The organism is Bacillus sp. CH30_1T, from assembly GCF_008364765.1.
Taxonomy (GTDB): Bacteria; Bacillota; Bacilli; order Bacillales; family Bacillaceae_B; genus Rossellomorea.
This window is the reverse complement of the sequence record NZ_VTUY01000016.1, coordinates 41,485-53,904: the sequence shown is the minus strand read 5'-3', so window position 1 is coordinate 53,904 and position 12,420 is coordinate 41,485. Positions and strand designations below refer to the sequence as shown.

General features: G+C 41.3%; 11 protein-coding genes. 10 read left to right on the top strand and 1 reads right to left on the bottom strand.

The genetic code is table 11. The features are described from left to right. The first annotated feature begins 223 nt into the window (after window positions 1-223). From hrcA to deoC, 9 genes are all read left to right on the top strand, one after another. On the top strand, window positions 224-1,258 hold the full coding sequence (hrcA, locus tag F0342_RS22565; protein WP_149158040.1) for a heat-inducible transcriptional repressor HrcA: 1,035 nt from the start codon (window positions 224-226) through the stop codon (window positions 1,256-1,258). Between the two features lie 96 nt (window positions 1,259-1,354). Beyond that, on the top strand, window positions 1,355-1,921 hold the full coding sequence (gene grpE, locus F0342_RS22560; protein WP_149158039.1) for a nucleotide exchange factor GrpE: 567 nt from the start codon (window positions 1,355-1,357) through the stop codon (window positions 1,919-1,921). Between the two features lie 39 nt (window positions 1,922-1,960). Then, complete coding sequence (gene dnaK, locus F0342_RS22555) at window positions 1,961-3,790, top strand: molecular chaperone DnaK (RefSeq protein WP_149158038.1); 1,830 nt, start codon at window positions 1,961-1,963, stop codon at window positions 3,788-3,790. A gap of 193 nt (window positions 3,791-3,983) precedes the next feature. Further along, the gene (dnaJ, locus tag F0342_RS22550) at window positions 3,984-5,111 is read left to right on the top strand and encodes a molecular chaperone DnaJ (RefSeq protein ID WP_149158037.1); all 1,128 of its coding nucleotides are present in this window, start codon (window positions 3,984-3,986) and stop codon (window positions 5,109-5,111) included. A 24-nt stretch (window positions 5,112-5,135) separates the two neighbouring features. Continuing rightward, window positions 5,136-6,077 (top strand): 50S ribosomal protein L11 methyltransferase, encoded by a 942-nt coding sequence (prmA, locus tag F0342_RS22545; RefSeq protein WP_149158036.1) that lies wholly within the window; start codon window positions 5,136-5,138, stop codon window positions 6,075-6,077. Between the two features lie 31 nt (window positions 6,078-6,108). Beyond that, a complete protein-coding gene (locus F0342_RS22540) occupies window positions 6,109-6,855 on the top strand; it encodes a 16S rRNA (uracil(1498)-N(3))-methyltransferase (RefSeq protein WP_149158035.1) in 747 nt (248 codons plus the stop codon). Between the two features lie 5 nt (window positions 6,856-6,860). Then, entirely contained in the window at window positions 6,861-8,195 is a 1,335-nt protein-coding gene (gene mtaB / locus F0342_RS22535) for a tRNA (N(6)-L-threonylcarbamoyladenosine(37)-C(2))-methylthiotransferase MtaB (RefSeq protein ID WP_149158034.1), read from the top strand. 239 nt (window positions 8,196-8,434) lie between these two features. Further along, complete coding sequence (locus F0342_RS22530) at window positions 8,435-10,099, top strand: glycoside hydrolase family 13 protein (RefSeq protein ID WP_149158033.1); 1,665 nt, start codon at window positions 8,435-8,437, stop codon at window positions 10,097-10,099. Between the two features lie 166 nt (window positions 10,100-10,265). Then, window positions 10,266-10,937, top strand: a complete 672-nt coding sequence (gene deoC, locus F0342_RS22525; RefSeq protein WP_149158032.1) for a deoxyribose-phosphate aldolase — start codon at window positions 10,266-10,268, stop codon at window positions 10,935-10,937. A 35-nt stretch (window positions 10,938-10,972) separates the two neighbouring features. On the opposite strand, the gene F0342_RS22520 is transcribed toward deoC, so the two are convergent. After that, window positions 10,973-11,905, bottom strand: a complete 933-nt coding sequence (locus F0342_RS22520; RefSeq protein ID WP_149158031.1) for a Na/Pi symporter — start codon at window positions 11,903-11,905, stop codon at window positions 10,973-10,975. A 335-nt stretch (window positions 11,906-12,240) separates the two neighbouring features. On the opposite strand from F0342_RS22520, the gene rpsU reads away from it, so the two are divergent. Beyond that, window positions 12,241-12,414: a 30S ribosomal protein S21 gene (gene rpsU / locus F0342_RS22515; protein ID WP_032087602.1), complete on the top strand. Its 174-nt coding sequence runs from the start codon at window positions 12,241-12,243 to the stop codon at window positions 12,412-12,414. The last annotated feature ends 6 nt before the right edge of the window (window positions 12,415-12,420 follow it).

The window sequence follows — 12,420 nt, the reverse complement described above, 5'->3', positions numbered from 1 at the left end:
AGTAGATGATGCTTTGAAAGTTGATTCTCGCTGCTGGTGCTCAACTCACACCCCGCGGAAAGCGAGCACCTGGAGTGGAAATCAACCACTACTCGCTTTTTCAAAAGCAACAGACTTTAGGAAAAGAGCCAATCTAATATATTGACATCCCTTTTCTGATTTGATAATTTATTAATTAGATTTAGCACTCATCTTGAGAGAGTGCTAACAGGGGTGATGAATGTTGTTAACAGATCGACAACTTCTAATTCTTCAAGTGATCATTGATGATTTTATCCTGTCAGCTCAGCCTGTCGGTTCGAGGAGCTTGTCCAAGAAGGATGAAATTTCCTTCAGCTCGGCTACGATTCGAAATGAAATGGCTGATTTGGAGGATTTGGGTTTTATCGAAAAAACGCATACTTCTTCAGGACGTGTTCCATCTGAAAAGGGTTATCGTTATTATGTGGATCACTTGCTTTCTCCACAGAAATTAAAGAAGCATGACGTGTATGCGATACGCTCCATCTTTACTGAGCGAATATATGAATTGGAGAAAGTGGTCCAGAAGTCGGCAAAGATTCTTTCCGAGCTGACGAATTACACGACCATCGTATTAGGTCCCGATTTGAAGGAAAATAAGCTGAAAAAGATTCAACTTATTCCTCTGAACAAAGATACAGCGATAGCCATCATCGTGACGGATAATGGACATGTTGAAAATAAACTGTTCCATATCCCCCCGACAATGGATGCAGCAGAGCTAGAGAAGCTTGTGCACATCCTGAATGACCGGTTATCGGGTGTTCCTATCAGTGAGTTAAACGATAAAATTTTCAAGGAAGTCGCTCTTTTACTAAGAGAGCATATTCAGAACTATGATTTTATCCTTCACTCGATTACGGATTCCTTTAATCCAACGGTCACAGATAAGCTGTTCTTTGGTGGGAAAACCAATATACTCAACCAACCTGAGTTTAATGACGTCCATAAAGTTCGCATGCTCCTTGAGATGATCGAACAAGAAGAGAGCGTCTACAACTTGATTCGTCCATCCGCTACTGGATTGAACATTAAAATCGGGAAAGAAAATGATCATCTTGCTATGGAGAATTGCAGTCTCATAACCGCTACTTATTCTATTGGTAAAGAACAATTAGGATCCATTGCGATTATCGGGCCTACCCGAATGGAGTATTCCCGTGTCGTGAGTTTACTTAATTTCTTTTCAAATGATATGTCCAAGGTTCTTACGAAACTGTATCAAAGTGAAGATTAGTGGACATATTGTATAAAGGAAAATAAGGCCCTGATGCCGTCTTTATCGTCATCTGGAGCCTTCTGGTGTTCGTAGATTTTTAAGGAGGTGAATGTTATGTCTGAAGAAACAAAACAAGAGCAGCATGATGCGAAAGAAGAAAACAGCGAAGCAGTAGAAGAAGTGTTCGCTGAAGAACCTCAAGCAGAGGAAGCAGCAGGAGAACAACAAGAATCAGATGAGCTTTCACAATTGGAAGATAAGCTGAATGAGTCTGAGAATCGTTATCTCCGTTTAAGAGCCGATTTCGATAACTTCCGCCGCCGAGTCAATTTAGAGAGCGAAGCGAAGGAGAAGTATCGTGCTCAAGGACTGATTACTGAACTATTACCTGCACTTGATAATTTCGAGCGTGCTTTAAATATAGATGCTGATAATGATCAAACAAAAACACTGCTTCAAGGAATGGAAATGGTTCATAGAAGTATTGTTGAAGCCCTTAAGAAAGAGGGAGTAGAGCCAATTGAAGCGGTAGGTCATGAGTTTGATCCACATTTGCATCAAGCAGTTATGCAAACAGAAGATGAAAACTTCGATAGCAATGTAGTGGTTGAAGAATTCCAAAAGGGATACAAACTGAAAGACAGAGTAATTCGTCCTTCCATGGTGAAGGTCAATCAATAATAAAGACATTACATATACAAAATAGGGAGGTTTCTTACTATGAGTAAAATTATCGGTATTGACTTAGGTACAACAAACTCATGTGTATCAGTACTTGAAGGCGGAGAGCCAAAGGTTATTGCAAATGCAGAAGGAAACCGCACAACTCCATCAGTTGTTGCGTTCAAAAATGGAGAAAAGCAAGTTGGAGAAGTAGCGAAGCGTCAAGCCATTACAAACCCAAACACGATCATCTCAGTGAAACGTCATATGGGAACAGATCATAAAGTAGAAGCGGAAGGAAAAGAATACACTCCACAAGAGATTTCAGCTATGATTCTTCAACATTTAAAATCATATGCAGAAGACTATCTTGGAGAAAAAGTTGAAAAAGCAGTCATCACAGTACCTGCTTACTTCAATGATGCAGAACGTCAAGCAACAAAAGACGCTGGTAAAATCGCGGGTCTTGAAGTTGAGCGTATCATCAACGAACCAACTGCTGCTGCACTTGCATATGGTCTGGATAAAATGGATCAAGATCAAACCATCCTGGTATATGACCTTGGTGGCGGTACATTTGACGTATCCATCCTTGAACTTGGTGACGGTGTATTCGAAGTGCGTTCTACTGCCGGTGACAACCGTCTTGGTGGAGACGACTTTGACCAAGTGATCATCGATTACCTTGTAGCTGAATTCAAAAAAGAGAACGGCATCGACCTTTCTAAAGATAAAATGGCTCTCCAACGTCTTAAAGACGCTGCTGAGAAAGCGAAAAAAGATCTTTCAGGAGTGACTTCAACTCAGATTTCACTTCCATTCATCACGGCTGGAGAAGCTGGTCCTCTTCACTTGGAAGTGACACTTTCAAGAGCGAAATTCGATGAAATCTCTTCTGATCTTGTAGAACGTACAATGGGACCAACTCGTCAAGCGATGAAAGATGCCGGTCTTTCTGCAAGTGAAATCGATAAAATCATTCTAGTTGGTGGATCAACTCGTATCCCGGCTGTACAAGAAGCGATCAGAAAAGAAACTGGTAAAGAGCCATCTAAAGGTGTTAACCCTGACGAAGTTGTAGCGATGGGTGCAGCGATTCAAGGTGGAGTTCTTACTGGAGACGTTAAAGATGTTGTCTTACTTGACGTTACACCACTTTCACTTGGTATCGAAACAATGGGTGGCGTATCAACTAAGCTTATCGAGCGTAACACGACGATCCCGACGTCTAAATCTCAAACATTCTCAACTGCCGCTGATAACCAGACAGCTGTTGATATCCACGTACTACAAGGAGAGCGCCCGATGGCTGCTGATAACAAAACGCTTGGTCGTTTCCAATTAGCTGACATTCCGCCGGCACCACGTGGAGTACCACAAATCGAAGTGAAATTCGATATTGATAAGAACGGTATCGTGAATGTAAGTGCGAAGGATCTTGGAACAGGTAAAGAGCAAAACATCACAATTAAGTCTTCTACCGGTCTTTCAGATGATGAAGTAGAACGCATGGTGAAGGAAGCAGAAGAAAATGCCGAAGCGGATAAACAACGTAAAGAGGAAGTCGAACTTCGCAACGAAGCCGACCAACTTGTTTTCCAAACGGAAAAAACGTTAAAAGACCTTGAAGGCAAAGTAGAAGAAGATGAAGTGAAAAAAGCGGAAGATGCAAAAGCTGAATTAAAAGAAGCAATCGAGAAAGATGAATTAGATCTTATCCGTGAAAAGAAAGATGCATTACAGGAAATCGTTCAAAGCTTAACAATGAAGCTTTATGAGCAGGCTCAAGCGGAAGCTCAAGCAGCTCAAGGAGCGGAAGGTGAAGCTTCGAAAGACGACGATGTAGTCGATGCTGAATACGAAGAAGTAAACGACGATAAGAAATAATTTAGTATGAACGAAAAAGTCAAAGTCAGGGCGGTTCTTGGCTTTGACTTTTTCTATGATTGAAAGAAATAGAAGGTGATTCATTCATCTAACAGACACAATCAATTAGAAGGAATGTTGAGTTTTTATTGATAATAGTCAAAGCTCAATGTTAAAATAACCTTTATGCAAAGGATTCGGGAGTGGTGTTTTAATGAGTAAACGGGACTATTATGAGATTCTTGGTGTCGGAAAAGATGCCTCAAAAGACGAAATGAAGAAAGCATACCGCAAGCTCTCCAAAAAATATCATCCGGATATTAATAAAGAAGCGGATGCGGATGAAAAATTCAAAGAAATATCAGAAGCCTATGAAGTATTGAGTGATGATCAAAAGCGTGCTCAATATGATCGTTTCGGACATACTGACCCTAACCAGGGATTTGGCGGCGGCGCTGACTTTGGCGGTGGAGGTTTCGGTGGTTTCGAAGACATCTTTAATACATTCTTCGGTGGCGGCGGAGGACGCAGAAGAGATCCGAATGCACCTAGACAAGGTGCCGATCTCCAGTACACGATGTCACTGACATTTGAAGAAGCGGTCTTTGGGAAAGACACAGAAATCGAGATTCCGAGAGAAGAAGAATGTGACACCTGCCATGGCTCAGGCGCGAAGCCGGGAACAAAGGTCAATACATGTTCTCACTGTAATGGATCGGGTCAATTGAATGTGGAACAGAATACACCTTTTGGCCGCATAGTGAACAGACGGGTTTGTCATTACTGTAACGGTACAGGAAAACAAATCAAGGAGAAATGTTCAACTTGTGGTGGAGCCGGAAAAGTACAGAAGCGCCGTAAAATCTCTGTTAAAATCCCGGCTGGTATCGATGATGGACAGCAGCTGCGTGTGACTGGTCAAGGTGAACCAGGTATAAATGGAGGACCTGCCGGTGACTTGTACGTTGTCTTCCACGTTCGCTCACATGATTTCTTTGAGCGTAACGGAGATGATATCTATTGTGAAATGCCAGTGACGTTTGCACAAGCGGCATTAGGTGATGAAATTGAAGTGCCGACCCTGCACGGGAAAGTAAAGCTGAAAGTGCCTGCAGGAACTCAAACAAGCACGAGATTCCGTTTGAAAGGTAAAGGAGTACCGAATGTACGTGGATACGGTACAGGTGATCAGCATGTTCAGGTGAAGGTGGTTACCCCTTCTAAATTAACGGATAAGCAAAAGCAACTATTAAGAGAATTTGCGGATATTAGCGGACAGATACCAGACGAACAGCATGAAAGCTTTTTTGATAAAGTAAAAAAAGCCTTTAAAGGCGAATAACTAAAGAACGGAGTTGGTAGATCAATGAAATGGTCAGAAATCAGTATTCTTACTACGAATGAAGCGATTGAACCTATTTCAAACATTCTTCATGAATCTGGAGCAAGCGGTGTGGTCATTGAAGACCCTGCCGAATTAATTAAGGAAAGAGAAGATATGTTTGGAGAGATCTACCAACTCAATCCTGATGATTATCCGAGTGAAGGTGTCTTAGTCAAAGCGTATTTACCCGTAAATAGCTTTCTTGGTGAAACAGTTGACGAGATCAAGCAGGGCATTACGAACCTGGTTACCTATGATATCGACATTGGTGAAAACAAAGTGGAGATTTCAGAAGTAAATGAGGAAGAATGGGCGACAGCGTGGAAGAAATACTACCATCCTGTGAAAATCTCAGATAAATTTACGATTGTCCCTACTTGGGAAGACTATACACCGGTTCATAGTGACGAACTCATCATTGAACTGGATCCAGGCATGGCGTTCGGGACAGGAACTCATCCTACAACGGTCATGTGTATCCAGGCCCTTGAGCGAATCGTTAAAGAACACGATACGGTCATCGATGTAGGAACAGGTTCAGGTGTATTATCCATTGCTGCTGCACAGTTAGCAGCAGATCATGTAAGAGCGTATGACCTAGATGAAGTGGCTGTTCGTTCAGCGAGACTGAATGTGAAGCTGAACAAAGTTCAACAAACTGTAACGGTTGACGCGAATAATTTATTAAATGGCGTGACAGGGCAAGCGGATGTGATTGTAGCGAACATTCTGGCTGAAATCATTTTACGCTTTACAGAGGATGCCTTCGAACTTGTGAAACCGGGCGGATTTTTTATCACCTCTGGGATTATCCAGCCTAAGAAGCAGGAAGTACGTGATGCATTGGAGTCTGCCGGGTTTATAATAGAAGAAATTATGGTCATGGAGGACTGGGTCGCTATTATTGCCAAGAAGCCTATGTGAATTTAAGTAAAAACGGTGGAGTTGAAACTGTATGCAACGATATTTTATAAATCACACATATCGAGAAAATGATCCGATTACGATAACAGGGGATGACTATCATCATATCGTTCGTGTCATGAGAATGAAGGAAGATGATGAAGTCTATGCTGTTTTTAAAGATCAAGCATCAGCAATTGCCCGTATTGAAACGATTTCCAGTGACTCAGTAGAACTATCAATAGTAAAATGGGAAACAACGACGAAAGAATTACCAATTAAAGTAACCATTGCGAGCGGACTGCCGAAAGGGGATAAATTGGAGTTGATTTTCCAAAAGGGAACAGAGCTTGGAGCCACTCAATTTATCCCTTTTAATGCGGATCGCTCCATTGTGAAGTGGGACGATAAAAAAGCAAAGAAAAAGGTGGAACGATGGGAGAAAATCGTCAAAGAAGCAGCGGAACAGTCTCATAGACTCCTTGTTCCCGACGTATCTGCCCCCATTTCATTGAAACAATTAATACAGGCACAGTTTGATTACAAACTGATCGCATATGAAGAAGAAGCAAGAGCCGGAGAAAAAGGAAATCTTTCAAAGGTGTTATCGACGATCGAAAATGGACAAAGTGTCCTTGTCGTATTCGGTCCTGAAGGTGGATTGACAGAAAAAGAAGTAGAGATGTGCAAGAGCGAGGGATTTATTCCATGTGGTCTTGGCCCAAGAATCTTACGGACGGAGACTGCTCCATTGTATGTCCTCTCAGCCATCAGCTATCAATTAGAACTTATGAGGTGATTGTAATGCCATCAGTAGCGTTTCACACTCTAGGGTGTAAAGTGAACCACTACGAAACAGAAGCCATTTGGCAACTATTTAAAGAAGAAGGATATGAACGTGTAGAATATGATTCGATTGCAGACGTATATGTCATTAACACGTGCACGGTAACGAATACAGGAGATAAGAAAAGCAGACAGGTCATTCGTCGTGCCATCCGTAAGAATCCTGATGGAGTGATTTGTGTAACAGGATGCTACGCTCAAACATCCCCTGCTGAAATTATGGCGATACCGGGCGTTGACGTCGTGGTTGGGACGCAGGACCGAAGAAAAATGCTAACATACATTGATGAATATAAACAAGAACGCCAACCAATCAATGGCGTTACAAACATTATGAAGAATCGTGTCTACGAAGAGCTGGATGTTCCGGCATTTACGGATCGTACCCGTGCTTCTCTTAAAATCCAGGAAGGGTGCAATAACTTCTGTACATTCTGCATTATTCCATGGGCCCGTGGACTGATGAGGTCCCGTGATCCTGAAGAAGTCATTCATCAAGCTCAACAGCTTGTAGATGCCGGCTATAAAGAGATTGTCCTGACAGGAATTCACACAGGTGGATATGGAGAGGACATGAAAGACTACAACCTTGCCATGCTTCTTAAAGATTTGGAGCAAAAAGTGAAGGGTCTAAAGAGAATTCGTATCTCTTCCATCGAAGCCAGTCAACTGACGGATGAAGTCATTGAAGTTATCGATCAATCAAATATTGTTGTCAGACACTTACACATTCCACTTCAATCAGGATCCAATACGGTTCTTAAGAGAATGCGCAGAAAATATACGATGGAATTCTTTGCAGAGCGCTTGGATAAGCTTAAGAAGGCTTTACCGGGACTTGCCGTTACGTCTGATGTCATTGTCGGTTTCCCTGGTGAAACGGAAGAAGAATTTATGGAAACATATAATTTCATCAATGAACATAAATTCTCGGAGCTTCACGTGTTCCCTTATTCAAAGCGAACAGGTACACCTGCAGCACGTATGGACGACCAAATCGATGAAGATATCAAGAACGAACGAGTTCATCGTTTAATTGAACTTTCTAACCAATTAGCGAAAGAATACGCTTCTCAGTTTGAAAATGAAGTATTAGAAGTGATCCCTGAAGAAATTTACCAAGATGATCTTTATGTTGGATATACGGATAATTACTTGAAAGTGGTATTCCCTGCAACGGAAGATATGGTGGGGAAACTGGTGAAAGTGAAGATCACAAAAGCAGGTTATCCTCTAAACGAAGGCCAATTCGTACGTGTCCTTGAAGAAACAGAAGAAAAAGCCGCAATTTAATAGATCAAGGCACCTGACAATTGTTGGGTGCTTTTTTTGTTTTTGCACAATAATACTTTGTAACCACTTTCTTTTTTTTTGATTAGAATCAATTTATCTATTGATAAGTGAAGAAGAAGGTTGTAAACTATTAATGTCAATATAATGAATGAAACAGGTCTTTTTTTAAAACTAATAGTGCAAACGATTGCATTAAATGTAAGCGTTTGTATCTTACTATACTTTGATGAGGTGTTACGATGAAAAAGGCATGGCGTAAAGAAGCGGTAGGCTATCAAATCTATCCCAGGAGTTTTCAGGATTCAAACGGCGACGGAATTGGTGACTTGCAGGGCGTGATTCAACGGTTGGATTATATTAATGAACTGGGTATCGATGTGATTTGGATTTGTCCAATGTATAAATCACCTAATGATGATAATGGATATGATATTTCTGATTATCAGGATATTATGGAAGACTTCGGTACGATGGAGGACTTCGATCAGTTACTTAATGAGGTTCACAAGCGAGATATGAAACTGATCATTGACCTTGTACTTAATCATACAAGTGACGAGCACCCTTGGTTCATTGAGTCTAAGAGCTCTAAAGAAAACCCAAAGCGTGACTGGTATATTTGGAGAGATGGCGTAAAAGGCAAGGAGCCAAATAACTGGGAAAGCATCTTTGGAGGATCGGCCTGGGAGTATGACGAAGAAACAGATCAATATTTCCTTCACGTATTCTCTACAAAGCAGCCGGATTTGAACTGGGAAAATGAAGAAGTTCGCGACGCTCTTTATGACACAGTAAACTGGTGGCTTGATAAAGGAATTGATGGCTTCAGAATCGATGCCATCAGCCATATTAAAAAACGTCCGGGTCTTCCTGATATGCCAAATTCGAAAAAGGAAAAGTATGTTTCTTCTTTCGATATGCATATGAATCAAAAAGGGATTCATACGTTTCTGCAAGAATTCAAGGATCGGACGTATGCAAACTATGATGTTATGTCCGTTGGGGAAGCGAATGGTGTAAAAGCCGATGAAGCGGAATTGTGGGTTGGAAAAGAAAAGGGTAAGATGGATATGATTTTCCAATTCGAACATCTAGGTCTCTGGGACGCCGAAACCAACCCTGACCTTGATATCGTCGAATTGAAGAAGGTGCTCACTCGCTGGCAGAAAGGCCTTGAAGGCAACGGCTGGAATGCCCTATTCATCGAAAACCATGATAAACCACGAGTTGTATCCACTTGGGGGAATGATAAAGAATATTGGAGAGAAAGTGCCACTGCCATGGCGACCATGTACTTCTTAATGCAGGGGACTCCTTTTATTTATCAAGGACAGGAAATCGGTATGACAAATGTTCAATTTCCTTCCATTGAAGATTATGATGATGTAGCGGTCAAGAATCTATACCGTCTAAAGCGTGAAGAGGGAGTACCTCACCAAGACATCATGGACATCATCTGGGCTTCTTCCCGAGACAACAGCAGAACACCGATGCAATGGACTGATGAAGTAAACAGTGGATTTACAAACGGCAAACCTTGGATGAAAGTGAATCCAAACTATAAAACGATCAACGTAAAAGCTCAGGAGAAGGATGAAAACTCAATTCTGAACTTCTATAAAAAAATGATTCAATTAAAGAAAAAGGAAGATGTCTTCACGTACGGGATCTATGACCTGCTTCTTGAAAAAGACAAGCAAATCTATGCGTATACCCGAACAGGAGAAGATCAATCCATGATAGTGATCACAAATCTTTCCACGCAGGATGCCATTTGTCACCTTGGTGAATTGGAAGTCTGCTCATCTAATCTCCTGTTGAATAACTATGATGTAAACGGCCATGAAAATGTAAGCAAGTTAACTCTTAAGCCATACGAGGCGAGAGTGTACCGATTAATATAATGAAGATTGCAACCCTGGTATTGAATACCGGGGTTGTTTTTATTTTCTTGTGAAAAATGAAAAGGTTTTCTTTTTTTGGAGATGCTAATAAGAAATGCTCGTCTTTTTCTCTCTGTTTTGTTATGATAAGAGAGGTACGGACAACTGTTAAAAGGAGAGATAATGAATGACTACGAATATTGCAAGTATGATTGATCATACTTTACTTAAACCTGAATCAACGAAAGACCAAGTAGAAGTACTTTGCCAGGAAGCGAAAGAATTTAACTTTGCTTCTGTGTGCGTTAACCCGGCATGGGTTCAATATTCAAGCGAATTATTATCAGGCACTGAAGTAAAAGTGTGTACGGTTATCGGGTTCCCACTAGGAGCTTCTACTCCAGAAACGAAAGCATTCGAAACAAAAGATGCAATCGAAAAAGGTGCTACAGAAGTTGATATGGTCATCAATATCGGCGCTTTGAAAAGTGGCGATCATGAGTTGGTTAAACGCGATATTGAAGCTGTTGTGGCAGCATCTAAAGGTAAAGCACTTTCAAAAGTAATCATTGAAACGTGCTTGCTGACGGATGAAGAAAAAGTGATAGCTTGCCAATTAGCTGTAGAAGCTGGAGCAGATTATGTGAAAACATCAACAGGATTCTCTACTGGGGGAGCGACTGTTGAAGATATCGCTCTTATGAGAAAAACAGTTGGACCTGATATCGGTGTAAAAGCTTCAGGTGGCGTACGTTCTTCTGAAGATGCACAAGCAATGATTGATGCTGGAGCTACTCGCTTGGGAGCAAGCTCAGGTGTGAAAATCGTACAAGGCTTGACAAGTGACTCTGATTATTAAAAAGAAAAAAGCTGAACGAGGATCTCGGTCCTTGTTCAGCTTTTTTTTGGCTGGTGAATTCTTTCAATAAATCGGGCGAATTGATTCGCAAATGGCAACACAAGGATCGAGCATAAAATGTTAAATAGGACACTGGCGTGGGCTAATTGTAAATCTGGTGAGCCTGCTAAAGATCGAACCACCAATCCGAGTAATGGGATGAAAGGGATAAAAAGAGCGACACCAATAACGTTAAGCCATATGTGTGCGTACGCCGTCAGTTTCGCTTGAGTGCCTCCACCGATGCTTGCAATAAAGGCTGTAATACATGTCCCGACGTTTGCACCGAGCATAATGGTGATTCCAGCATGAAGATCAATGGAACCTGCAGCCAGAAATCCCATCGTCACTCCTGTCACAACGGTGCTGGATTGAATGATCGCCGTTAATACACAACCAATAAGTAGAGCGAGTACAACATGCTCGTTCACTTCTATGATATACATACGCAAGGATTCGTGATTCGTTAATGGAGTAGCTAACCACTGAATCGCGCGGATCGACGTAAAGATTAATCCAAACCCAATAAATATCATTCCCGCACTTCGGATGGAAGGTGATCGGAAGAAATACATAATGCATCCGATGATCATGGAAGGGACAATAAGATAATTCATATCCAGTGTGAACATTTCAAGGGTGAACGTTGTCCCGATATTCGATCCAAGCATGATTCCGATAGTCTGTCTGAACGGTATCAAGCCGGAGGAAGCCAGTCCCACAGTGAGTACCATAACGGCAGAACTGCTATGGATAAAGGCTGTCACTATCGTTCCTGTAAGAACACCCTTTGTGGGAGTGCTCGTTAAGTAATGAAGCCATTTCTTTATTTTCTGATTGGCAATATTAAAGAGCCCAGACCGCAGCCAGGTCATCCCCAGTAAAAAACATAAAATAAAAAAAATAAAGGCGATTCCATGTAAAATCATTACATTCCTCCCACACACCAGCCTGCTTTATACAAATGTATGGAAGAAATGAGTGAGACATGCCTATTTATATAAGGTGTTTTATGATAAATTGTTGACCTATTACATATCATATATTATAATGGCAAAGTACATGGATTTCTTTTAAATAATAAAGAATTCATCCAAGAAAGACATACACTTTCTGTCCCCTTGTGACTATGATCCAAGGGCAAAGCCATAACCTATTGGTGAAGTAAAGGACGCCAGAAAACTCTGCGTCTTAAGAAATTGGTACAAACCATTTCTTGACTTGAACATGTAAGTGTAGTGTGTTCGGAGGGAGGGAAAGAGAGATGTCAAAAACAGTTGTTCGTAAAAACGAATCGCTTGAAGATGCTCTTCGTCGCTTCAAACGCTCAGTTTCTAAAACAGGAACTTTACAAGAGTTTAGAAAGCGCGAATTTTATGAAAAGCCAAGCGTAAAACGCAAAAAGAAATCAGAAGCTGCAAGAAAACGTAAGTTCTAAGAGAGG

Bases quoted from the DNA above. Each gene is read 5' to 3' on its own strand.
- grpE (WP_149158039.1), top strand. From the start codon at position 1,355: ATGTCTGAAGAAACAAAACAAGAGCAGCATGATGCGAAAGAAGAAAAC.
- dnaK (WP_149158038.1), top strand. From the start codon at position 1,961: ATGAGTAAAATTATCGGTATTGACTTAGGTACAACAAACTCATGTGTA.
- dnaJ (WP_149158037.1), top strand. From the start codon at position 3,984: ATGAGTAAACGGGACTATTATGAGATTCTTGGTGTCGGAAAAGATGCC.
- prmA (WP_149158036.1), top strand. From the start codon at position 5,136: ATGAAATGGTCAGAAATCAGTATTCTTACTACGAATGAAGCGATTGAA.
- F0342_RS22540 (WP_149158035.1), top strand. From the start codon at position 6,109: ATGCAACGATATTTTATAAATCACACATATCGAGAAAATGATCCGATT.
- mtaB (WP_149158034.1), top strand. From the start codon at position 6,861: ATGCCATCAGTAGCGTTTCACACTCTAGGGTGTAAAGTGAACCACTAC.
- F0342_RS22530 (WP_149158033.1), top strand. From the start codon at position 8,435: ATGAAAAAGGCATGGCGTAAAGAAGCGGTAGGCTATCAAATCTATCCC.
- deoC (WP_149158032.1), top strand. From the start codon at position 10,266: ATGACTACGAATATTGCAAGTATGATTGATCATACTTTACTTAAACCT.
- F0342_RS22520 (WP_149158031.1), bottom strand. From the start codon at position 11,905: ATGATTTTACATGGAATCGCCTTTATTTTTTTTATTTTATGTTTTTTA.
- rpsU (WP_032087602.1), top strand. From the start codon at position 12,241: ATGTCAAAAACAGTTGTTCGTAAAAACGAATCGCTTGAAGATGCTCTT.